This window comes from Mesorhizobium sp. M7D.F.Ca.US.004.01.2.1 (genome assembly GCF_003997785.1).
GTDB lineage: Bacteria > Pseudomonadota > Alphaproteobacteria > Rhizobiales > Rhizobiaceae > Mesorhizobium > Mesorhizobium loti.
Genome location: NZ_RZRQ01000071.1, coordinates 1 through 22,360, shown reverse-complemented (window position 1 = coordinate 22,360; position 22,360 = coordinate 1). Strand labels below are relative to the sequence as shown.

Annotated in this window: 25 protein-coding genes; 18 read left to right on the top strand and 7 right to left on the bottom strand. The window is 63.1% G+C overall.

Annotated features, from left to right (window positions below; genetic code table 11):
• The 4 genes from dprA to EN993_RS12925 all read right to left on the bottom strand — a co-directional run.
• The coding region (gene dprA, locus EN993_RS12940) for a DNA-processing protein DprA (RefSeq protein WP_127263477.1) at positions 1-1,013 on the bottom strand (1,013 nt) is incomplete at its 3' end.
• Between the two features lie 17 nt (positions 1,014-1,030).
• Positions 1,031-1,618 (bottom strand): glycerol-3-phosphate 1-O-acyltransferase PlsY, encoded by a 588-nt coding sequence (gene plsY, locus EN993_RS12935; protein WP_127263473.1) that lies wholly within the window; start codon positions 1,616-1,618, stop codon positions 1,031-1,033.
• Between the two features lie 57 nt (positions 1,619-1,675).
• Positions 1,676-2,962 (bottom strand): dihydroorotase, encoded by a 1,287-nt coding sequence (locus EN993_RS12930; RefSeq protein ID WP_127263471.1) that lies wholly within the window; start codon positions 2,960-2,962, stop codon positions 1,676-1,678.
• Positions 2,959-3,924, bottom strand: a complete 966-nt coding sequence (locus EN993_RS12925; protein ID WP_056587495.1) for an aspartate carbamoyltransferase catalytic subunit — start codon at positions 3,922-3,924, stop codon at positions 2,959-2,961. Before EN993_RS12925 ends, EN993_RS12930 begins: the two co-directional genes overlap by 4 nt.
• A 193-nt stretch (positions 3,925-4,117) precedes the next feature.
• On the opposite strand from EN993_RS12925, the gene EN993_RS12920 reads away from it, so the two are divergent.
• The 3 genes from EN993_RS12920 to EN993_RS12910 all read left to right on the top strand — a co-directional run bounded on the left by EN993_RS12920 (position 4,118) and on the right by EN993_RS12910 (position 6,851).
• Positions 4,118-5,746, top strand: a complete 1,629-nt coding sequence (locus tag EN993_RS12920; protein WP_127263469.1) for a DNA alkylation response protein — start codon at positions 4,118-4,120, stop codon at positions 5,744-5,746.
• A 194-nt stretch (positions 5,747-5,940) separates the two neighbouring features.
• Positions 5,941-6,510 carry a hypothetical protein gene (locus tag EN993_RS12915; RefSeq protein WP_127263467.1) on the top strand — a complete coding sequence of 190 codons (570 nt, stop codon included), beginning with the start codon at positions 5,941-5,943 and terminating at the stop codon, positions 6,508-6,510.
• A complete protein-coding gene (locus EN993_RS12910) occupies positions 6,510-6,851 on the top strand; it encodes a DUF6105 family protein (protein WP_127263465.1) in 342 nt (113 codons plus the stop codon). Before EN993_RS12915 ends, EN993_RS12910 begins: the two co-directional genes overlap by 1 nt.
• Here the strand turns inward: EN993_RS12910 and ruvX are convergent.
• Positions 6,769-7,275 (bottom strand): Holliday junction resolvase RuvX, encoded by a 507-nt coding sequence (gene ruvX / locus EN993_RS12905; RefSeq protein ID WP_127263463.1) that lies wholly within the window; start codon positions 7,273-7,275, stop codon positions 6,769-6,771. The two genes, EN993_RS12910 and ruvX, sit on opposite strands and share 83 nt — an antisense overlap.
• 122 nt (positions 7,276-7,397) lie before the next feature.
• Here ruvX and EN993_RS12900 point away from each other — a divergent pair, with 122 nt between their 5' ends.
• The 8 genes from EN993_RS12900 to EN993_RS12860 all read left to right on the top strand — a co-directional run bounded on the left by EN993_RS12900 (position 7,398) and on the right by EN993_RS12860 (position 13,237).
• Positions 7,398-8,105, top strand: coding sequence for a metal-dependent hydrolase (locus tag EN993_RS12900; RefSeq protein WP_109669097.1), 708 nt, complete (start codon positions 7,398-7,400; stop codon positions 8,103-8,105).
• Positions 8,106-8,129: 24 nt separating this feature from the next.
• Positions 8,130-8,546: a hypothetical protein gene (locus EN993_RS12895; protein WP_109669095.1), complete on the top strand. Its 417-nt coding sequence runs from the start codon at positions 8,130-8,132 to the stop codon at positions 8,544-8,546.
• Complete coding sequence (locus tag EN993_RS12890; RefSeq protein ID WP_245468757.1) at positions 8,543-9,400, top strand: radical SAM protein; 858 nt, start codon at positions 8,543-8,545, stop codon at positions 9,398-9,400. Before EN993_RS12895 ends, EN993_RS12890 begins: the two co-directional genes overlap by 4 nt.
• A 184-nt stretch (positions 9,401-9,584) precedes the next feature.
• Complete coding sequence (gatC, locus tag EN993_RS12880) at positions 9,585-9,872, top strand: Asp-tRNA(Asn)/Glu-tRNA(Gln) amidotransferase subunit GatC (RefSeq protein ID WP_109669093.1); 288 nt, start codon at positions 9,585-9,587, stop codon at positions 9,870-9,872.
• A 7-nt stretch (positions 9,873-9,879) separates the two neighbouring features.
• Entirely contained in the window at positions 9,880-10,335 is a 456-nt protein-coding gene (locus tag EN993_RS12875; RefSeq protein ID WP_109669091.1) for a GNAT family N-acetyltransferase, read from the top strand.
• Positions 10,335-11,900 (top strand): amidase family protein, encoded by a 1,566-nt coding sequence (locus EN993_RS12870; RefSeq protein ID WP_109669089.1) that lies wholly within the window; start codon positions 10,335-10,337, stop codon positions 11,898-11,900. Before EN993_RS12875 ends, EN993_RS12870 begins: the two co-directional genes overlap by 1 nt.
• A gap of 1 nt (position 11,901) precedes the next feature.
• Positions 11,902-12,432, top strand: coding sequence for a hypothetical protein (locus EN993_RS12865; protein ID WP_109669087.1), 531 nt, complete (start codon positions 11,902-11,904; stop codon positions 12,430-12,432).
• 7 nt (positions 12,433-12,439) lie between these two features.
• Positions 12,440-13,237, top strand: coding sequence for a YdcF family protein (locus tag EN993_RS12860; RefSeq protein WP_109669085.1), 798 nt, complete (start codon positions 12,440-12,442; stop codon positions 13,235-13,237).
• Here the strand turns inward: EN993_RS12860 and EN993_RS12855 are convergent.
• Complete coding sequence (locus EN993_RS12855; protein ID WP_109669083.1) at positions 13,210-13,929, bottom strand: DUF599 domain-containing protein; 720 nt, start codon at positions 13,927-13,929, stop codon at positions 13,210-13,212. The two genes, EN993_RS12860 and EN993_RS12855, sit on opposite strands and share 28 nt — an antisense overlap.
• A 178-nt stretch (positions 13,930-14,107) precedes the next feature.
• Between EN993_RS12855 and EN993_RS12850 the strand changes: the two genes are divergently transcribed.
• From EN993_RS12850 to EN993_RS12835, 4 genes are all read left to right on the top strand, one after another.
• A complete protein-coding gene (locus EN993_RS12850; RefSeq protein WP_127263461.1) occupies positions 14,108-15,511 on the top strand; it encodes an L-serine ammonia-lyase in 1,404 nt (467 codons plus the stop codon).
• Between the two features lie 77 nt (positions 15,512-15,588).
• Complete coding sequence (locus EN993_RS12845) at positions 15,589-16,026, top strand: DUF1489 family protein (RefSeq protein WP_056587530.1); 438 nt, start codon at positions 15,589-15,591, stop codon at positions 16,024-16,026.
• An 83-nt stretch (positions 16,027-16,109) separates the two neighbouring features.
• Positions 16,110-16,841, top strand: a complete 732-nt coding sequence (locus EN993_RS12840) for a VWA domain-containing protein (protein WP_127263459.1) — start codon at positions 16,110-16,112, stop codon at positions 16,839-16,841.
• Positions 16,841-17,539, top strand: coding sequence for a DnaJ domain-containing protein (locus EN993_RS12835; RefSeq protein WP_127263458.1), 699 nt, complete (start codon positions 16,841-16,843; stop codon positions 17,537-17,539). Before EN993_RS12840 ends, EN993_RS12835 begins: the two co-directional genes overlap by 1 nt.
• 46 nt (positions 17,540-17,585) lie before the next feature.
• Here EN993_RS12835 and EN993_RS12830 read toward each other — a convergent pair whose 3' ends face one another.
• Positions 17,586-19,016, bottom strand: coding sequence for a D-alanyl-D-alanine carboxypeptidase (locus EN993_RS12830; protein WP_109669073.1), 1,431 nt, complete (start codon positions 19,014-19,016; stop codon positions 17,586-17,588).
• 283 nt (positions 19,017-19,299) lie between these two features.
• On the opposite strand from EN993_RS12830, the gene EN993_RS12825 reads away from it, so the two are divergent.
• The 3 genes from EN993_RS12825 to clpA form a co-directional block, all read left to right on the top strand.
• The gene (locus tag EN993_RS12825; protein WP_109669071.1) at positions 19,300-19,629 is read left to right on the top strand and encodes a phasin family protein; all 330 of its coding nucleotides are present in this window, start codon (positions 19,300-19,302) and stop codon (positions 19,627-19,629) included.
• Between the two features lie 296 nt (positions 19,630-19,925).
• The gene (gene clpS, locus EN993_RS12820) at positions 19,926-20,255 is read left to right on the top strand and encodes an ATP-dependent Clp protease adapter ClpS (RefSeq protein WP_056587551.1); all 330 of its coding nucleotides are present in this window, start codon (positions 19,926-19,928) and stop codon (positions 20,253-20,255) included.
• Between the two features lie 6 nt (positions 20,256-20,261).
• A partial coding sequence (gene clpA / locus EN993_RS12815) for an ATP-dependent Clp protease ATP-binding subunit ClpA (RefSeq protein ID WP_127263456.1) occupies positions 20,262-22,360 on the top strand: 2,099 nt, incomplete at its 3' end.

The following is a 22,360-nucleotide window of genomic DNA, read 5'->3' as shown; positions in this document are numbered from 1 at the left end:
ATCTCGTGGACCGCCACGGGGGTCGGGCCGAGCGCCTCTATAACGCGGGCGCGGTCGCTTTCACCGGGCGGTGGTGTGGCCGAGAAGTCGGGCGGCTCTTCGAACGGAGGCACGTCGGGCGCTCGCATGCCGGTCAGTGGGGCGATCGCCCTGGAAATATCCGATGCCTCGGTGACCAGGGTGGCGCCATCCTTGAGCAGGCCGTTGCAGCCTGCGGCGCGTGGATCGAGCGGTGAACCCGGTACGGCGAAGACCAGCCGGCCCATTTCGCCGGCAAGCCTGGCGCTGATCAGGGATCCCGAGCGTTGCGCTGCCTCGACCACCGCCAGCCCAAGGGCCGCACCCGCGACAAGGCGGTTGCGGCGCGGGAAATCCTGGGCGCGCGGCTGCCAACCGAAGGGCATTTCCGAGATGACGGCGCCGCGCTCGGCAATGTCCTGACACAGGCCGGCATTTTCAGGCGGGTAGGGCAGGTCGAGGCCTCCGGCCAGAACGCCGATGGTGCCAGTCGCCAGACTGCCCTGATGCGCCGCCGTGTCGATGCCGCGGGCCAGGCCGGAGACGATTGCATAGCCGTCGCGGCCGAGATCCGCCGCCAGCATGCGCGCCATCTTGATACCGGCCAGCGATGCGTTGCGGGCACCGACAATGGCGATCCCCGGCAGCCGGAAGACGGCGGCATTGCCTTTGACCGCCAACAGCGGCGGCGGATGGTCCATGTTGCGCGAGAGCGGCGGATAGTCAGGCTCACCAATGCCGACAAAGCGCGCGCCAGCCTTTCGGGCCGTTTCCAATTCGGCCTCGGCTTCCGCGATCGCTGGGATGCGGGCAATGCGGTTGGCGCCGCCCGAAATCATCAATTCCGGCAGCATTTCCAGTGCGACTTCGGCCGAACCGAAGCGGTTGATCAGGTCGCGAAAGGAGGCGGGGCCGACATTCTGGGTGCGAATCAGCCGCAGCCAGCTGAGCCGCTGCCGGTCGCTGAGGCGCGGCCCGGCGGTCGGCTCGCTCACCTCGGCGGCGCGCTCGCTCACCCCTTGGCTCCGATCTTGCCCTCGGTGCCGGCAAGCAGGCGGGAAATGTTTTCCCTGTGCTTGATGAAGACGATGATACTCATCACTACGAACAGTCCGGCAATTTGCGGTGTACTCAGGACATAGAGCGCGATCGGCACGACGACGGCCGCCGTCAGCGCCGCCAGCGAGGAGAAACGGAACAGGAAAGCCACCACCAGCCAGACGACGGCGAAGATCAGCGCCACCTGCCAGGCCAGGCCGATCAGCACGCCGAGATAGGTGGCGACGCCCTTGCCGCCCTTGAACCCGAGCCATACCGGGAAGAGATGACCGAGAAAGGCACCGAGACCGGCCCAGATCGCCAGTTCAGGCGCAAAATGGCCTGATATCAGCACGGCAGCCGTGCCTTTCAGCGCGTCGAGCAGCAGCGTCGCGGCGGCAAGGCCCTTGTTGCCGGTGCGCAAGACATTGGTGGCACCGATATTGCCGGAGCCGATCTTGCGCACATCACCAAGGCCGGCCGCTCGCGTCAGCAGAAGTCCGAAAGGAATCGAGCCAAGCAAATAGCCAAACACAAGCGCTGGGATGAGGCTGTAAGTCATTGTTTCCCCCGCATTTCCCCAGTTTGACCGGATCAGGCGCGGTGCGCGTTTGCCGGCTCAGGCGGAAAACACTGTGCGGCCCGCAACCAGCGTTTGCAAGACCTTACCCTGCAGCCGCGCGCCTTCGAAACAGGTGTTTTTCGAGCGCGAACGAATGCCGCTTTCGCTGACGATCCAGGGTTCGTCGAGATCGACAAGCGCAAGATCGGCGACAGCACCCGGCTTCAGCGTGCCGCCGGGCAGTCCGAACAGTCTTGCCGGAGCCGTGGACAGGGTCTCGATCAGCCGGAGCAACGGCACGTCGCCATTGTGGTAGAGCCGCAGTGCCGCGCCCAGCAGCGTCTCCAACCCTATGGCGCCGGCCGCCGCGTCGGCGAAAGGCAGGCGCTTGGTGTCGACGTCCTGCGGGTCGTGCGAGGAGACGATGATGTCGATCGTGCCGTCCCTGACCGCCTCGATCATCGCCAGCCGATCTTCTTCGGCGCGCAGGGGCGGCGTCAGGCGAAAGAAGGTGCGGTACTCGCCGACATCGTTTTCATTCAGCGACAGATTGTGGATCGCGACGCCCGATGTGACGGCTGCACCATCGGCTTTCGCGCGCGTCACGGCGTTTGCCGCCATCGCCGTCGAGATCTTTGCCGCATGGTACGAACCGCGCGTCAGCCGCGCTAGCGCAAGATCGCGCTCCAGCGGAATGGATTCGGCTTCGCGCGGAATGCCGGAAAGGCCGAGCCAGCTTGCGTAGAGGCCCTCATTCATTACGCCGGATGACCCCAGGTCGGCATCCTGCGTTTCATGCACGATGGTGGCGCCGAAGTCGCGTGCATAGGTCAGTGCGCGGCGCATCACCAGCGCGCTCGATATGGTGTGGCGGCCATCGGTGAAGGCGACCGCGCCGGCTTCGCGCAGCAGGCCGAACTCGGTCATTTCGCGCCCGTCGAGGCCCTTGGTGATTGCCGCTGCCGGAAAGACGTTGACGCTTGCCGTGTCCTTGGCGGTGCGCAGCACGAACTCGACCAACGCGACATTGTCGATCACCGGGTCGGTATCGGGCATCATGACGATGGAGGTGACGCCGCCGGCCGCTGCCGCGACACTTGCCGACGCAATGGTTTCGCGATGCTCGCCGCCCGGCTCACCGATGAAGACGCGGCCATCGATCAGGCCGGGAATGATCGCCTTGCCGGCGCAGTCGATAACGGCCGCGCCCTCGGGGGCGCCTTGGTTCAGCGCTGCCTTGCCGGCGGCGACGATCTTGCGGCCATCGACGATGACGGCGCCGACTTCGTCCATGCTGCGCGAGGGATCGACAATGCGGGCGCGCTCAAAAACCGTTATGCTCATGCGCCGCGGCCCTCATGGTTGCGGCGCGGGTCAAGCAGGGCTTCCATGACGGCCATGCGCACGGCAACGCCCATCTCGACCTGTTCCTGGATGACGCTTTGCGGACCATCGGCGATTTCCGAGGCGATCTCGACGCCGCGGTTCATCGGCCCGGGATGCATCACCAGCGCGTCGTCCTTGGCCGCCTTCAGTTTCTCTGCATCGAGGCCGAAATAGCGGAAATATTCGCGCACCGAAGGCACGAAGGCGCCTTCCATGCGCTCGCGCTGCAGGCGCAGCATCATCACCACGTCGGCGCCCTTGAGGCCTTCGGCCATCGAACGAGTGACGATGACACCCATCTTCTCGATGCCGGTGGGCAACAGCGTCGACGGCGCGACGACACGCACCTGCGCGCCGAGCGCGTTGAGCAGCATGATGTTCGAGCGCGCCACGCGCGAATGCAGGATGTCGCCGCAGATCGCCACGATCAGCTTCGACAGCGGCCCCTTGGCGCGGCGGATGGTCAGCGCATCGAGCAGCGCCTGTGTCGGGTGCTCATGCGCACCGTCGCCGGCATTGACGACGGAGCAGCCGACCTTCTGCGCCAGCAGCGCCGCCGCGCCCGCCGATTGGTGGCGGATGATCAATATGTCGGGCCGCATGGCGTTCAGCGTCATCGCCGTGTCGATGAGCGTTTCGCCCTTCTTCACCGAAGAGCTTGCCACCGACATGTTCATGACGTCGGCGCCGAGCCGCTTTCCGGCAAGCTCGAACGACGACTGCGTGCGCGTCGAGGCTTCATAGAAGAGGTTGATCTGGGTGCGGCCGCGCAGCGTCGAGGTTTTTTTCTCGGACTGCCGCGAGATCGCGACTGCGCGGTCCGCCCTGTCGAGCAATAGCTCGATGTCGGCGGGGGAAAGGTCGCGGATGCCCAGAAGATGGCGGTGAGGGTAGAGTGGCAGGGACGAAGCGTCGGTCATCTCAAGGCGCTGCTATAGGGTGGAGATTTTGCGGCTGCAAGCGCCAGCTTTGGATTGGAGCCGTTCTCCTCAATTTTTTCGTGTAGATGGCCGATTGTATCGGCCGGTATTTTCATCGCGCGCGCTGCATGGCTTGGCTATATCTAGCCGACAGCCTCGGATTCGTGGCTTTCTGACGATAGAAGGATTGGGCGTGACCGACGACGTGACCAACCAGCCGCCGCCGCTGACGGGCGGCAACGCCTGGCGGGGCGATCCGTTGCTGATCCAGCTCGCGGAGCGCTTTTCCGATCCGGTGCGCAAGGATCTCGACGGGCTCGGCCGTTTCGTGCTGACGCAGGAGGCGCAGGAACTGGCGCGCCTCGCCAATGTCGAGACGCCGAAGCTCAGGACGCATGATCGCCAGGGCCGGCGCATCGACGTGGTCGAGTTCCATCCCGCCTATCACGCCTTGATGCGCCGCTCGGTGGCCAACGGACTGCATTCCTCTGTGTGGGAAAACGGCGACGCCGAGATCGGCCGCCGCCATCAGGTCCGTGCCGCCCGGTTTTACCTCACCGCAGAGCTCGAGACCGGGCATCTGTGCCCCATCACCATGACCAACGCTTCGCTAGCGGCGCTGATGGCCAGCCCAAAATTGTTTCGCGAATGGGCGCCGCGCGTGACGACGCGCAAATATGACCAGAGCCAGAAGCCGCCGGTCGAGAAGACCGGGCTGACGCTCGGCATGGGCATGACCGAGAAACAGGGCGGCACCGATGTGCGCGCCAATGTGACAAGGGCGGAACGCGCCGGCAGCGGGTTTTATCGCCTGACCGGGCACAAATGGTTTATGTCGGCGCCGATGTCGGATGCGTTCCTGGTGCTGGCGCAGGCGCCGGAGGGGCTGTCATGCTTCCTCGTGCCGCGCGTTCTCGGCGACGGCTCGGGCAATGGCTTCCGCTTCCAGCGGCTGAAAGACAAGCTCGGCAACCGCTCCAACGCGTCCTCCGAAGTGGAATTCGTCAACGCCATCGGCGAGATGGTCGGCGAACCGGGTGCCGGCGTGAAGACGATCATGGACATGGTGACGCTCACCCGGCTCGATTGTGCCATCGCATCGTCGGCGATCATGCGCGCCGGCCTCGCCGAGGCTGTTCATCATGCCCGCCACCGCCAGGTGTTCGGCTCAACTTTGATCGAGCAGCCGCTGATGCAGCGCGTGCTGGCCGACATGGCGCTTGATGTCGCCGCAGCCACCGCACTGTCGTTCCGGCTGGCGCGGTCCTTCGACGAGGCGGCGAGCGATCGCGGCGAAGCGGCGTTTGCCCGCGCCATGACGCCAGTCGTCAAATACTGGGTCTGCAAGATCGCGCCGCCGTTGCTCTATGAGGCGATGGAGTGTCTCGGTGGCAATGGCTATGTCGAGGAGGCGCCACTCGCCCGCTATTATCGCGAAGCCCCGGTCAACGCGATCTGGGAAGGCTCGGGCAATGTTATGGCGCTCGACGTGCTGCGCGTGCTTGGCCGTGCGCCCGGCCTGTTCGAGGATGTGCTGGCCGGCATCGACCGCGATCTCGGCGCCGGCGGGCGCGGCACGATCGGGGGGCTGGAGGCGGCGATGCAAGTCGCTTCAACCGACGAGGGCTCGGCCCGGCTGCTCACCGAACAGCTGGCGTTGTCGGCGGCAGCGGCGGAATTGCGCCGGCTGGGGGCAGGGCGAATCGCCGACGCTTTCGTCGAGACGCGCCTGGCAGGCCAATGGCGCAATACCTATGGCATGCTCGATTCGCGCCACGATGCGCGCATGATCATCGACACGCTCTATCCGCCGGTGAATTGAGCCGCGAGCATCGCAAAAACCGGCGCCATCCACGGTTTTGAGGCGTTGGTCTGTATCCTCACGCGTATAGCTAATCGCCGTTAACCTTAACAAATGGTTTCCGTTGCGATGGCGAGCGGCAGGGCCCACTGTCCCGGTGCAAGCAGGGAATGGTTCAAATTGGCCGTCCCTTGCTTTGCGAAGCAGGAACACCGATGCGACAGGTACTGACCTCTTTTCTGGTGTTGCACTGGGCGATCGTTTTCGCCCTGCTTGCGCTCATCTGCATCGACGGAAACCGCGGCGTGGCGGCGGCGCTCGGCGTGTTGGGTACCACAATCGAGGGTACCCGCTTCGTCGACCTCGACAACGTCGTTGTCGTGGCGCCGCTTGCCACCGCATTGCTTGTCGTCTCCGTGCTGTTCTTCTGGGCCTTTGTCGAAGCCCTGATCAACGACGCAGCCAGCCCTGGCGCTGACAGCGTTGCCCGCATCGCCTTCATCTCCGCATCCGGCGTGTTGTCGCTGATCGTCATCGGTGGCGCCGCGCAAGGCATCAACGGGCTGTTCATGGCTGTCGCCGTGCAGTTGGCAGCACTTCTGGCGTCCTATGTCGCAATGCTTGCCGAGCGGCGGTCCGTGGTTGCGGCAGCGGCTTCGGGCGAGGGCGAAGTCCGCGCCGTCGCGCACGGCATGGCAAAGGCCGCGGCCCACAATTCGCTGCTTTCACTCATATCGGGCCGAACGGTCTCTAAGACGGGCTCCAATCCCAGGGGAGGCCGCTGATGCGTTACATCTTCGCATTCTGGGCGGCCCCGATGGCGATTTTCTGGGGCTGGTTCTACCTGTCGGCCAATGACATCAATTTCGGCTACACCATGCTCAGCCGACAGATGCACGATTTCTTTTTTCAGCTCTATGGTCAGATGCTTGGCATCGACCCGGCGATCATCCCCGGCATGGTGGCGAAGACGTGCATCTTCGACGGGTTTCTGCTGATGGCGCTTTGGGCATTCCGCCGTCGCCGCGAAATCGCCGGCTGGGTCAAACAGCGCTGGGCGGGTCCGGTTCCGTTCGAGCGGATGCGTGGAGCGACTGAAGCCGGTCCAAAACTCCCTGCAGAATAAACGCGGCTGCCGCCGAATCGATCTTGCCGGCGCGCTTGCGGCGCGAGAAATCCATCTCGATCAGCGTCCTTTCGGCCGCGACCGTCGATAGCCTTTCATCCCAGAGCACGAAGGGCAGGTCGCTCATCTGTGCCATGTTGCGGACGAAGGCGCGCGATTTCTGCGCACGCGGCCCTTCCGACCCGTCCATATTGATCGGCAGCCCAATCACCACCGCGCCGGCATTCTCCTTCTGCAGCAAGGCGAGCAGGACCGCCGCATCGAGCGAGAATTTCCTTCGCATGATGACCGGGCGCGGATGGGCGAAGGAAAACCTCTGGTCCGAGATCGCGACGCCGATCGTCTTGTCGCCGAGGTCAAGCCCTGCCAGCGTCTTGCCGCCGGCCAGCCGCGCCGGCAATTCCTCTATCGTGATAATGCCCAACGGCCGTCCTCACCTTTCACCGCCATGTGTTCTCTCAAACGCACAACGGACACAGTAACCCTTTGATCTCGGGGCTATCGGCGTTCTATCCTTTGGCACGCCAAAAATCGAGGAATGCATTTATGAAACTGACCTGGTACGGCCACTCGGCCTTTCGTATCGAAACGGCTGACGCCAAGATCCTCATCGACCCCTATCTGATCGGCAATCCGTCCTGGACGGGCGGCTGGGAGGGACCGGCTGAGGGCATCACGCATGTGCTGTTGACGCATGGCCACAGTGACCACATCAGCGGCGCCGTGGAAGTGCTCGGCAAAAGCGGCGCCCAGCTGGTCGCCAATTTCGAGATCTGCATGTATCTGGTCGGCAAGGGTGTCAGCGACAAGAAGATCAACCCAGGCAACATCGGCGGCACCGTCGATTGCGGCAGCTTCACCACCACTTTCGTCCAGGCGCTGCACTCGTCCTCGTTCCCTGGTGAGGGCGGCCAGAACACCTATCTCGGCAATCCGGGCGGCCTCGTCCTGCATTTCCCGGAAGACAAAACGCTCTACCATATGGGCGACACCGACATCTTTTCCGACATGGCGCTGATCAACGAGTTGCATGAGCCGAAGATCGGGGTCGTGCCGATCGGCGATCGCTTCACCATGGGCGGTGCGGTGGCGGCACTTGCCTGCCGCCGCTTCTTCAAGTTCGACACAGTGGTTCCCTGTCACTTCGGCACCTTTCCGATGATCGATCCGACCGCTGACAAGTTCGAGGCCGGCCTGGAAGGATCCGGCATCAAAGTGGCATTGCCGAAAATCGGTGAGACGATTACAATTTAGAGGCAGCTAAAGCGGAATAAATCCATGGTGTTGGGACGATCTCTTTGCGTGTCCATGTTGGTCGCGGCGTCGCCCGCGCTCGCAGCGGATGATTTCATTGAGGGCGTCTACCTTCAGTCCGAGGAGCTTTGCAAACAGGCCAAAAAGGACACGCTGCAAACGCTGATCGACGCCGGCAACATCGTGCTTTCGGCGCACGGGCTGCAAGGCGTCGAATACAATTGCGAGTTCCTGCAGGTCAGCAAGGCGGCGGCTTCGCCGAGCTGGGCGGTGACGGCCATCTGCCAGGAACCGGGCTATGTCTTCCCGGATGTCCTCTCGGTGACGCAAATGAACGCCAAGCAAGTCGATCTCGTATCGGTCCGGCCGGTCGACGACGAAAGCGAGGCACGCGGCAACAGCGGCAGCTACTATCTGTGCGACGGCGTTGCCCTGCCATGACGATGCTGCAAAGGGTGAGTGCACTTCTTCGCGGCGAGCGGCCCGTGTTCCGAAAACTGGAACTGCATGTCGCGCATGGCTGCAATCTGTCCTGCGAAAGCTGCTCGCACTACTCCAATCACGCCCATGCCGGCACCGTCTCGCTCGAGGAGGCGGACCGCTGGATGGGGCTTTGGAGCCGACGGGTGTCAGTGACGCGCTTCAGCCTGCTTGGAGGAGAGCCCAGCATTCATCCGCAACTGCCGGGCTTTGTCGGGTTGGTGCGGCGGCACTGGCCGCGTGCCCATATAGAGATCGTCAGCAACGGCTTCTTCCTGCATCGTCACCCGTCGCTGCCGGCGATCCTTGCCGCCGATCCCGATGCACGGTTGGTCGTGTCGGTCCATCATGATTCCGAGGATTACCGGGAGAGGCTGAAGCCGGTTTTCGAATTGCTGGAGGGATGGCAGCGGAACCACAAATTGCGTCTCGAGATACGCCCTTCGGACAAGAACTGGACCCGACGCTACGAGGGCTTTGGCAATGCCATGTTGCCATTCGAGGACCGTGACACTCGCGCCAGTTGGGAAATCTGCCCGGCTCGCCACTGCAAGCAACTGCATGACGGGCAAATCTGGAAATGCGCACCGCTGGCCTATCTGCCGATGCAGAACGCGAAATATCGCCTGTCGGAGAAATGGGATCCCTATCTCGCCTATCGGCCGCTCGAACCGGGCTGCTCCGAGGCCGAATTGCAGGCATTCGCCGCGCTCGAGGACGAGGACGCGTGCGGCATGTGTCCGGCAAAACAGCGCTTTTTCGAATTGCCTAACCCTTTGCGTCGTCCCAAGGACCGGGTGAGCACTGCGGCCTAATGCACGTCGCCCAAAAGTGGTTCCGGTTTTGGGAGAACGACGTGCATGAAAACAAAGACCTAAAGCGCGTCGCTTGAATCCGTTCAAACTCGACGCGCTTTAGGCCTAGCACCCGGCACGATGCATGTTGCGCAGCGCGCGCGGCGCCGCTATAGCCCGAACTGGTTTTCCCCGAGGCAGAAACATGTCCGTAGATCTTCAGACAGTGAAGCGCGTCGCGCGTCTCGCCCGCATCGCGGTGAGCGAAGAAGATGCCAAACGCATGACCGGCGAGCTGAACGCCATTCTGGGCTTCGTCGAACAGCTGAACGAGGTCGACGTTTCCGGCGTCGAGCCGATGACCTCGGTGACGCCGATGGAGATGAAGAAGCGCCAGGATGTTGTCACCGACGGTGGCAAGGCGGCGGACATCGTCGCCAATGCGCCAGCGACCGAAGAGAATTTCTTCCTCGTGCCGAAGGTAGTGGAGTAGCCGGCCGATGGCAATCGAGATCGCCATTGAAACGCCGCTGCAGGACGATGTGCGCGGGCTGGTCAAGGAACTCAACGAGACCTTGCTCGAACTGACGCCGCCGGAGCACTGCTACCATCTGACGGTCGAGCAGATGGCCAGTGAGGATACGACCGTTTTCATCGCCCGCGATAATGGCCTGGCCATCGGCTGCGGTGCGCTGAAACGCCATGACGGCGCCATCGGCGAGGTCAAGCGCATGTACACGCGGCCGTCGCATCGCGGGCAGAAGATCGGCGCCAGGATCGTCGAGCGGGTCGAGACGCTGGCACGCAATGAGGGGCTGAAGCGCCTGGTGCTGGAGACGGGCGATCGTCATCCCGCCGCGTGGACCGTCTACGAACGCGCCGGGTTTTCGCGCTGCGGCCCGGTGCTGGATTATCCCGATTCCGAGTGGTCGGTGTTTTACGAAAAGAGCCTTTGATGAGCGACCTGACCCAGCTGACGATTTCACAGGCCCGCGCCAAGCTGCGCGGCAAGGAAATCACCGCGACCGAGATTACCGAGGCCTATCTCTCGGCCATCGATCGCGCCAATCCCGCGCTCAATGCCTATGTCGCGGTGACCGGCGACAAGGCGCGCGACATGGCCAAGGCGTCCGACGCAAGGCTGGTCAAGGGCGAGGGCGGTGCGCTGGAAGGCATCCCGCTCGGCATCAAGGACCTGTTCGGCACCGAAGGCGTCCATACGCAGGCCTGCAGCCATGTGCTCGACGGGTTCAAGCCGCGCTACGAATCGACCGTTACATCAAATCTATGGGCCGACGGCGCCGTCATGCTGGGCAAGCTCAACATGGACGAGTTCGCCATGGGCTCATCCAACGAGACGTCCTACTATGGCCCGGTGATCAACCCGTGGCGGCGTTCGCGCCTCGACACGGTGGTGATGCCGACAACGCATCAGGGTGACGGCGGCTTCGTCTCGGCCGGCGGCACCAGGACCGCCCGCAGCCTGGACAATGCGCAACTGGTGCCGGGCGGTTCTTCCGGCGGTTCGGCAACCGCAGTCTCCGCCTTCCTGTGTGCCGGCGCGACCGCGACCGATACTGGCGGTTCGATCCGCCAGCCGGCCGCCTTCACCGGCACCGTCGGCATCAAGCCGACCTATGGCCGCTGCTCGCGCTGGGGCATCGTCGCGTTCGCCTCGTCGCTCGACCAGGCCGGACCGATCGCCCGCGACGTGCGCGATGCCGCGATCCTGTTGAAGTCGATGGCGTCCGTCGATCCGAAGGACACGACGTCGGTCGACCGGCCCGTGCCGGATTATGAGGCGGTGATCGGCAAGCCGATCAAGGGAATGAAGGTCGGCATTCCCAGGGAATACCGTGTCGACGGCATGCCCGAAGAGATCGAGGCGCTGTGGCAGAAGGGCATTGCCTGGCTGAAGGACGCCGGCGCCGAGATCGTCGACATTTCCCTGCCGCACACCAAATACGCGCTGCCCGCCTATTACATCGTGGCGCCCGCCGAGGCTTCGTCCAACCTCGCCCGCTATGATGGCGTCCGCTACGGCTTGCGCGTGCCGGGCAAGGATATCGTCGACATGTATGAGAAGACCCGCGCCGCCGGTTTCGGCCGCGAGGTCAAGCGCCGCATCATGATCGGCACCTATGTGCTGTCGGCCGGCTATTACGACGCCTACTATTTGCAGGCGCAGAAAGTGCGCAATCTGATCAAGCGCGATTTCGAGACTGTTTTCGCCGCCGGCGTCGATGTCATCCTGACCCCGGCGACGCCATCCGCCGCCTTCGGCATCGCCGACGAGGACATGGCTGCCGATCCGGTCAAGATGTACCTGAACGACATCTTCACGGTCACCGTGAACATGGCCGGCCTGCCGGGCATTGCCGTGCCCGCCGGGCTCGACGCCAAGGGCCTGCCGCTCGGGCTGCAACTCATCGGCCGGCCGTTCGATGAGGAAACCCTGTTCCAGACCGCTGCCGTCATCGAGCAGGCGGCGGGCACATTCCAGCCGGAGAAATGGTGGTAGCATGCCGCCCCCGTCTCGCATTTCCATCGTCGAGACGGGAGACGAACTGCTGATTACCAACCCACCACGCACCACGGATTTCAGGACGGGCTTCGTTCTGATTGGGGCCGGGATCGTTGCCTACACCGGCTACATGGGATTGACCGACACGTCGCCCGCAACCGTCGCCAGCGGCACTCTCGGCCTGCTGTCGTTCGCGGCGATCATTGCCCTTTTCACCTATTTCCTCGGCAAGGATTTCATCTGGCTGGTATTCGGCAAGGAAACCCTGCGGCTAACCAACGCCGCAGCCGTGCGCGACGTCAGGGGTTCTTTGCGAAATCGTTCGTCATTGCCTTTGAAAGGGCACCTTGAGACCGAAATCCTCGACCATACCTATCCAACGGATGAAGCGGGGCTGTCGGAAGTCATCAGGTTGACCAACACGAACGGCGTCCTTGTTTTCGGCAGGGAGCTGAGCCGACCCGAGGCCGAGGCTGTGACGAGTGCCGTCGAGCACTTCATCGGTCGTGAGAATTCGAGCCGACGATAGGCAGCTAATGTTCTTCTATCTCTCCAAGATCTTCTGGTTCTTCATCCAGCCGCTCAATCTGGCGATCTTCCTGCTGCTGGCGGGACTGCTCGCGGCCATGATCGGCCGAAGGCGGTTGGCGGCCACCGGCGGCGTGCTGGCATTTCTGATCCTTGCGCTGTCGGCCTGGACGTCGCTCGGCGCCATGATGCTCAATCCGCTCGAAGAGCGCTTTGCGCGCCCGCCGCTGCCGGAAAAGGTCGACGGCATTGTCGTGCTCGGCGGCGGTTTTGAGGGCGCCATCAATCTGGTGCGAGGCGGCTATGAGCTGAACAGTGGCGGCGATCGGATGGTCGAGACAGCGGTTCTGGCCCGGCGCTTTCCCACGGCCAAGGTGATCGTCTCCGGCGGCACCGGCGAGTTGTTTCTCGAAGGCGAGGGTGACGCCGCCACGGCCCCTCGCTTGCTCACCGCGCTTGGCGTGACGGCCGATCGCCTGATCCTCGAAAACAAATCCCGCAACACCTATGAGAACGCGGTCTTCACCAAGGAGTTGGTAACGCCGAAGCCCGGCGAGACCTGGCTGCTGGTGACCTCGGCTTTCCATATGCCGCGCGCCAAGGCGCTGTTCGACAAGGCCGGTTTTGCGACTGTTCCCTGGCCGGTCGACTATCGCACCTCGGGCAAAGAAGGCATCGGCCTGTTCCGCGACAATCCAGCCGATTCGCTGCAGGCCACCACCATCGCCATCCGCGAATGGATCGGGCTGACCGCCTACTGGCTGTCAGGGCGGATCGATCAGCCTTTTCCGAGCCCTGGCGGCTGACCGATCACCGCCTGTCTGGCGGCCGAGAAGAACTGGCGCCTCACCAGCACCGCCAGCAGCAACAGCGTTGACAGCACGAACACCATGGGGTCGACGAACCAGCCGAGATAACCGATCGAGAAGAACACGCCGCGCAGGCCGGAGTTGAAGTGTTTTCCGGCGAGCATGTTCATTTGCGCCGCCCGCCACACCGCCGTCTCGGTGACCGGATTGCGCGAGGCTTCGCCATGCGGGATCGGCACCGCGCCGATCAGGATCGTGCAATAGTTGAACAGCCGGTACGCCCAGCCGAATTTGAAGAACGAAAACGCCAGGATCAGCACCAGTCCGAACACCTTTATCTGGAAGGCCGCGCGCGACGGCGCACCACCCAGGGGCAGGTCGCTGAGCACCTCAAGAACCCGGTCGGACGCGCCGAGCAAAGCAAAACAGCCGCCGATCGCGATCAGGGAGCTGGAGGCAAAGAAGGCGGTGCCTTGCTGCAGGCCGCTCATGATGGCGGTGTCGACGATGCGGATCTCGCGCTCGGCCATGGTCCGCATCCAGGCTTGCCGCTGTGCATTCATCGCCGTGGTCAGCGACACGCGACTGACCAGCTTGCCGTCGGAGGCGAACGTGTGCAGCAGCCACGCGACGAGGAAGAAGGCCAGCGCCGCGAGATCGGCTGTCGAAAGATCGAGGGAATCGCCCATGGCTTGAATTTATCACATTCAGCCCGATCGCTTCGATCTTCGCATACAGCGATCGGCACCAATGTCGCTGCCGGAGCAAACAAGGTCGGCGGGCGCAGCGCCGCGATTTCCAAAAGAGCGGAAACATCCTGGGAATTCCTATATGTAGTCCTCGACTGACTCCAGGAGACAACGCCGCGTGTTCCTTTCGGTTTTCGACCTGTTCAAGATCGGCATAGGACCCTCGAGTTCGCACACGATGGGGCCGATGACCGCCGCGGCGCGGTTTCTCGACGAGGTCGCGGGAAATGACTGGCCCCGTCCGGCGGGTGTGAAGGTCGACCGGCTTGGCGCCAGCCTGCACGGGTCACTCGCCTACACCGGCATCGGTCACGGCAGTGATCGCGCCGTCATCCTCGGCCTTGCCGGCCTGACGCCGCAGACGGTCGATCCCGATCAGGCCGATGGCATTGCCAGCCGCATCACCGCCGAAAAGCGCATTTCGCCGCCCGGCCATCCCTCCTATCGCTTCGATCCGGCCATCGATCTGGTGCTCGACCGCAAGACGCCGCTCACCGGTCACGCCAACGGCATGGCGTTCTACGCCTATGACGCTGGCGGCCGCCTGCTGCTCAAGCGCATCTATTATTCGATCGGCGGCGGCTTCGTGGTTTCGGAAGAAGAACTGCAGCGGATGAAGGCCAAGGGGTCGGTGACGACAGAAGGCAAGAAAGTGCCTTATCCTTTCAAGAATGCGGTCGAGATGCTGGCCATGGCCGGCAAAAGCGGCCTTTCCATCGCCGACATGAAGCGCGTCAACGAGGAGACGCAGATGTCGCGCGAGGCGCTCGACGCCGGCCTCGACGGCATCTGGAGCGCCATGAAGGGCTGCATCGACCGCGGCCTGTCGCAGGATGGCATCATGCCGGGCGGGCTGAAGGTGCGCCGGCGGGCGCGCATGCTGCACGACAAGCTGCAAGAGCAGTGGCAGCAGAACAAGCCCAATCCCTTGCTCGCCAATGACTGGCTGTCGATCTACGCCATGGCGGTGAACGAGGAGAATGCCGCCGGCGGCCGCGTCGTCACCGCGCCGACCAATGGCGCGGCCGGCACGCTGCCGGCTGTGCTGCGCTACTGGTTGCACTTCCATCCGGAGGCCGATCAGCCGAGCATCCGAGATTTCCTGCTGACGGCCGCTGCCGTCGGCGGCATCATCAAGACAAATGCCTCGATCTCCGGCGCCGAGGTCGGCTGTCAGGGTGAGGTCGGGTCGGCGTCGGCGATGGCGGCGGCCGGCCTGTGCGCCGTCATGGGCGGCACGCCCGAGCAGGTCGAGAATGCCGCCGAGATCGCGCTTGAACATCATCTCGGCATGACCTGCGATCCGGTCGGCGGGCTGGTGCAAGTGCCGTGCATCGAGCGCAATGCGCTGGGCGCGGTAAAGGCGGTGACGGCCGCGTCGCTGGCCATCAAAGGCGACGGCATCCATTTCGTGCCGCTCGACGCGGCGATCGAGACCATGCGCCAGACCGGCCTCGACATGAACGAGAAGTACAAGGAAACCAGCCTTGGCGGGCTCGCCGTCAATGTCGTGGAGTGCTGAGGGCTGGCCTAAGCTGCCACTGTGGAGAAGTCGATCAGGCCGTTGACGCATCCGCGCGCGGGACTAAACCTTAAGCGATGTCTCTCAATCTCATAAAACTCTGTGTCGGCTGCGACAGCGTCGAGGATCTCGAAGAGTGGATTGCCTTCCGCCTCGACGAGCGGCGGCGCGCCGGGGAGCCGGTCGAGCAATATCACACCACCCGCATGATGCCGACGCGCGGCGCCGAGGTTACCGATGGCGGTTCGCTTTACTGGGTGATCAAGGGCAATGTGCAGTGCCGCCAGCTGATCACCGAGATTCGGCCGTTCACCGACGGTGAAGGCATCGGCCGCTGCCACCTGATTCTCGACCCCGAGGTTGTACGAACCGACTGGCAGCCGCGCCGGGCTTTTCAGGGCTGGCGCTATCTGAAGCCGGCCGACGCGCCGCTTGATCTCGGCAAGGGCAAGGCCGGGCTGATCGAGATGCCGCCGAAACTCAGGCGCGAGCTTGCCGATCTCGGCCTGCTCTGACCACAGGTGGCATCACCGTCTGGCCCTTTGTGCCACCCGATGTGGGACTTGCAAGCGATGTAGCAACGCCACATCTTGTTTTTATGAGCGACAAGAAGCAGCCCGTGCCCGCGAGGGCCAATCCTGCGCCGATCAAGCCTCAATCCAACGCCGGCGAGATCGACGCCTTCATTCGTCAGGCGAGGACACTTGCCGCGTCGGCGACCGGTTCGGGCAGGCTGATCCTTGCCCTCGACGCGACGATGAGCCGCCAGCCGACCTGGGATCTGGCCTGCACGCTGCAGGGCCAGATGTTCGACGCCGTCGGCAAGGCCGGAACCCTCAGCGTGCAGCTGGTTTATTTTCGCGGTCTCGGCGAGTGCCGTTCGTCCGCTTTCGTGAGTGACACCGATGCCTTGAAGCAGCTGATGACGCGGATCGAATGCCGCAGTGGCCACACCCAGATCGGCAAGGTGCTGGCGCACGCGCAGAAACAGACGGCGACCGCCAAGGTCAATGCGCTGGTCTATATCGGCGATGCGATGGAAGAGGATATCGACGATTTGGCCGAAAAGGCCGGCAGCCTCGGCCTGCGTGGCGTTCCTGTCTTCGTCTTCCAGGAAGGTCATGATTCCGGCGCAGAAAAGGCGTTCAAGGAAATCGCGCGGTTGTCCAAAGGGGCTTGGTTCCGATTTGATCGGCGGGCTGCAACGACCCTGGCAGGGCTGCTTTCGGCGGTTGCGGTGTTTGCAACCGGCGGACTGAAGGCGCTTGAGGCCAGAGGCAGGCCGGAAGACCGGCTGATGATTGAGCATCTGCGGGGTGGCGGGGACTGATGGGCGCAATCATCGCATTGGTAGCATTACTTTTGGTGCTTCTCGGCGCGGCCACGATCTTCCTCCGCGCCGACCCAGCAAAACTGGCCAGCGGCATGAAGACACTCGGGCCGGTCCTTCTGGGGCTGGTCGGCATCGCTATGGTTGTGGTCGGGCGTGAAGGCATCGGGGGCATAATTCTGTCGGCGGCAATCGCCTGGTATGGTTCCATGCGGATGAAGCGGCCGCCGGCAAAGCTCGCGCCGGGCAAGCGTTCGACGGTGCGCACCGCAGCGCTCGAGATGGAACTCGATCACGATACCGGCGGCCTTGAAGGACTGGTCCTGGCTGGCGGCCACGAAGGCAAGATGCTTGGCGCGATGGGCCTGGCGGAGTTGCAGCATCTCTTCCGGGAACTCTCCGGCGATCCGGAGAGCCGGCAGCTGCTAGAGACGTATCTTGACGGCAGATTTCCCGTCTGGCGCAAAAACACTGAGACGAACGGTGGTGAAGGGCTGGGTGTTGCGCCAGGTCCGGGCGCCATGACTAAGGAGGAGGCCTACAAGGTCCTTGGTCTTGAAGCGGGGGCCGCCGCGGCGGATGTCCGCAAGGCGCACCGCCGCCTGATGCAACGCCTGCACCCCGATATCGGCGGCACGTCTTTCCTGGCGGCGCGGATTAATGAAGCCAAGGACGTCTTGCTCTCCAATCACAACTAGTCTCCTTCGATGCAGAACTTTTCCGGGAGATGACTTCCACGCCGTCCTACTGCTGGACGGCGTAGCACTCGATGTTCTTCTTCTTCAAAGCGGTGCAGGCCTTCCAGGCCGCGGTCTTCGAACCAAAGCCGCCGAAACGGGCGCGGTAGTAGGTGACGCCGTCCTTGTCGAAGGCGACGGTGAAGCCGGACGCGTCGGCTAGCACCTTGGGTGCCTGCTTGGTGGTCTTGTCGAGGAAGGCCTGGGCTTCGGACTGCTTTGGCGAAGACGCGACCTGAATGGCCCAGCCCGACGGCACCGACGCTGTGTTGACCGGGTCGACGGCCGCCGGAGTTGGCTCGGCATAGGCAGCGACGACCTGGGCCGTGGCAATTTGAGGGGCCGACACGATGACGGTCTTGACCTTCCTGGTCTTGACCACGGGCGCTGTCTCCTCGACCGCGGCCGTTGTCTGCTCATCGGTCGCGTCCGTAGCGTCCGCAGTTGTAGGATCGTCGTTGGACGCCACGGCATCGTCTTCGACCATCGGCTTGTCGTCCGGCGTCGGCGCGTCGTGCTTGGGCAGGAGGACCTTGGCAAGCGCGGTGATCGGGTTGTTGCCGCTGGCCTTGGCGACCAGATCGCCGCCGCCGCGGGTCGATGCCCTCGGCAGATAGGTGTTGATCAACGTGGCCATCTGGTTGTCGCGGCTGCCGCCGGAGGTGCCGCCCATGACCACGCCGACGATGCGGCGATTGCCATCGGCAACCGACGAGACGAGGTTGAAGCCGGAGGCGCGAGTGTAGCCCGTCTTGATGCCGTCGACGCCTTTGATGCGTCCGAGCAGGCGGTTGTGGCCGTTGATGCGCTGGCGCCCGTAAAGAAAGGAACGCTGCGAGAAATAGCCGTAATACTGCGGGAAGTGCTCCCTCAGCGCGATGCCGAGCGTCGCCATGTCGCGCGCGGTGGTGAATTGGCCAGGGTCGGGCAGGCCGTTGGCGTTGCGGAAGACGGTCCCGGTCATGCCCAGCGCCCGCGCCTTGGCGGTCATCATGCGGGCAAAAGTAGGTTCATTGCCGCCGAGCATTTCACCTAGCGCGGTGGCCGAGTCATTCGCCGACTTGGTGACGATCGACAGGATCGCGGTCTCGACCGTAACAGAATCGCCCGGCTTCACCCCGAGTTTCGTCGGCGCCTCGGCGGATGCATGGGCCGAAAACACGACTGGCGAGTTCCTGCTGATCTTGCCCTTCGCCAGCGCCTCGAAGGTCAGATAGAGCGTCATCATCTTGGTCAGCGAGGCCGGATAGCGCCTGCCGTTGGCATCCGCGGAGTAGAGCACCTTGCCAGTCTTGGCGTCCACGACAATGGCCGCCTGCCTCGCTGCCAGCGATGAGACGACGTCGCCACAAACGAACGTCATCGCCATGGCGATGATCACGATCGTCTTGAGAGGGGAGGTGGATTTGGAAACGATGCCCAACAACGCCTTACGCACTGGTACTTCCCTTGAATTCTTCGTTGCGCTGGAGGCGGCAAAGGGTCCTGCCTCGCTTCCGGCCAAGCTACCGGGGCAGCGTTACCAATCCGTTTATGGTAACCGCCGCGTTCACCATTTTCTTCGGGCTTGAAGCTCTCTTTATTCGATTTTTAGCCATTGGCTGTGCAGGCGGGTCCGCACGCCAGTAAAATATTGACTTTTGTGCGGCGCACAATTATTATCTTGCATTGCACAAGGGCGCCCCGAAGAAGGACGCCTCAACCGTCAAGGGAATCGCGAAATGACCCAGACCTATGAGGACTTCAGCAAATACGGCAAAGAGTTCGCCGACACCGGATTGAAGAGCTTTGCGTCCCTCTCCAAGGGCGCGCAGGCGATCGCGACCGAGGCTGGCGAATACACCAAGAAAAGTTTTGAAGCCGGCAGCGCCACCGTGGAGAAGCTGATTTCGGCCAAGTCGCTGGAAAAGGCGATCGAGATCCAGTCGGATTACGCCAAGCAGTCCTACGAGGCGTTCGTCGCCGAGGCCACCAAGATTGGCGACCTCTATGCCGAACTCGCCAAGGAAGCCTACAAGCCGTTCGAATCAATCGTTGCCAAGGCGAAGTAATTTCGCCGGGCGAAGTCATTTCGCCTGATGTGACCCAAATCCGGCCCTTTGGGTCCGGGCCAAAACCCGGCTGCGGAAACGCAGCCGGGTTTTTTCATGCCGATTTCCACTCCAGGGCCTCGCGCCCCTTCACGATTGCGAAAATCGTCCAAGTTTGGTCACCTAGCCATATTGTCAGCTAAACAGAAGGGCTTAAAATCGTCCATCGAACACCTACATGTCGAACTCGCATGGGGATTCGAAAGAGGCAGGAATACGTGACGATCGGTTTGACTGCCACGAGACACGTGGCGCGGATGCAAAACGGCGACGGCAACGGCAATGAGGCCGGCCGTGGGACGGCCGTCATCACGCGCACCAAAACCAAAACCAAGAAGCCCAGCCTTTATCGGGTCCTCATCCTCAACGACGACTACACGCCCATGGAGTTCGTGGTTCACGTGCTGGAGCGTTTTTTCCAGAAGGACCGCGAAGCCGCCACACGCATCATGCTTCATGTTCACAATCATGGAGTGGGCGAGTGCGGGGTCTATACATTCGAGGTGGCCGAGACCAAAGTGTCCCAGGTCATGGATTTCGCCCGACAGAATCAGCATCCGCTGCAATGCGTGATGGAGAAGAAGTGAGGTAACATGCCGGCTTTCTCCCAAGGCCTGGAAAAGGCGCTTCACCAGGCGCTGACGCTCGCCAATGAGCGGCACCATGAATATGCAACCCTTGAACACCTGCTGCTCGCGCTCATCGACGACACCGAGGCGGCCGCCGTCATGCGCGCCTGCAATGTCGATCTCGATGAGCTCAAGCACACGGTGCTCACCTATATCGACACCGAGCTCGACAACCTCGTCACCGGTTACGACGAGGACTCCAAGCCGACGGCCGGTTTCCAACGCGTCATCCAGCGCGCGGTGATCCATGTCCAGTCGTCTGGCCGCGAGGAAGTGTCGGGCGCCAACGTGCTCGTCGCCATCTTCGCCGAGCGCGAGAGCCATGCCGCCTATTTCCTGCAGGAACAGCAGATGACCCGCTACGACGCGGTCAACTACATCTCGCACGGCATTGCCAAGCGTCCGGGTGCGTCGGAGACACGCTCGCCGCGCGGCGCCGATGACGAGCAGGGCGGCCAGAACGGCGCCGAACCGCAAGAGGAAGGTGGCAAGAAGAAGCAGCAGCAGGATGCGCTGACCGCTTATTGCGTCAACCTCAACAACAAGGCCAAGGCCGGCAAGATCGATCCGCTGATCGGCCGCGAGTCCGAGATCAACCGCACCATCCAGGTGCTGTGCCGCCGCTCCAAGAACAACCCGCTCTATGTCGGCGACCCCGGCGTCGGCAAGACGGCGATCGCCGAGGGCCTGGCCAAGCGCATCGTCGAGGGCGACGTTCCCGAAGTGCTGCACAACGCCACCATCTTCGCGCTCGACATGGGCACGCTGCTTGCCGGCACGCGCTATCGCGGCGATTTCGAGGAACGGCTGAAGCAGGTCGTCAAGGAGCTCGAGGACTATCCAGGTGCCGTGCTGTTCATCGACGAGATCCACACGGTCATCGGGGCAGGGGCCACATCAGGCGGCGCCATGGACGCGTCCAACCTGTTGAAGCCGGCCTTGTCGTCGGGTGCGATCCGCTGCATCGGCTCGACCACCTACAAGGAATTCCGCCAGTTCTTCGAGAAGGACCGTGCCCTGGTGCGGCGCTTCCAGAAGATCGACGTCAACGAGCCGACCATCGAGGACGCCATCGAGATCATGAAGGGCCTGAAGCCCTATTATGAGGAATTCCACAAGGTGAAGTTCACCAACGAGGCGATCAAGGCCTCGGTGGAGCTGTCGGCACGCTACATCAACGACCGCAAGCTGCCGGACAAGGCGATCGACGTGATCGACGAGACCGGCGCCTCGCAGATGCTGGTGCCGGAAGCCAAGCGCAAGAAGACCATCGGCATCAAGGAGATCGAGGCGACGATCGCCACCATGGCCCGCATCCCGCCGAAGACGGTTTCGGCCGACGACGAGAAGGTGCTGCAAGGCCTCGATATCGAGCTGAAGCGCGTCGTCTATGGCCAGGATACCGCGATCAGTGCGCTTACCTCGGCGATCAAGCTGGCACGTGCCGGACTGCGCGAACCGGAGAAGCCGATCGGCTCCTACCTGTTCTCCGGCCCGACCGGCGTCGGCAAGACCGAAGTGGCCAAGCAGTTGGCCGCGTCGCTCGGCGTCGAGCTGATCCGCTTCGACATGTCGGAATATATGGAACGCCACACCGTGTCGCGGCTGATCGGTGCTCCTCCCGGCTATGTCGGCTTCGACCAGGGCGGCCTCTTGACCGACGGCGTCGATCAGCATCCGCACTGCGTGCTGTTGCTGGACGAAGTCGAGAAGGCGCATCCGGACCTGTTCAACATCCTGTTGCAGGTGATGGACCACGGCAAGCTGACGGACCACAACGGCAAGCAGATCGACTTCCGCAATGTGATCCTGATCATGACCACCAATGCGGGTGCGTCGGATGCCCAGCGCGCGGCGATAGGTTTCGGTTCGACCAAGCGCGAAGGCGATGATGTCGAGGCGATCAACCGGCTGTTCACGCCGGAGTTCCGCAACCGTCTCGATGCGATCATCCCGTTCGGCTCGCTGCCGGTTCCGGTCATCCATCAGGTGGTGCAGAAGTTCGTCATGCAACTCGAGGCACAGCTTTCCGAGCGTGGCGTCACCTTCGACCTGTCGGCGGA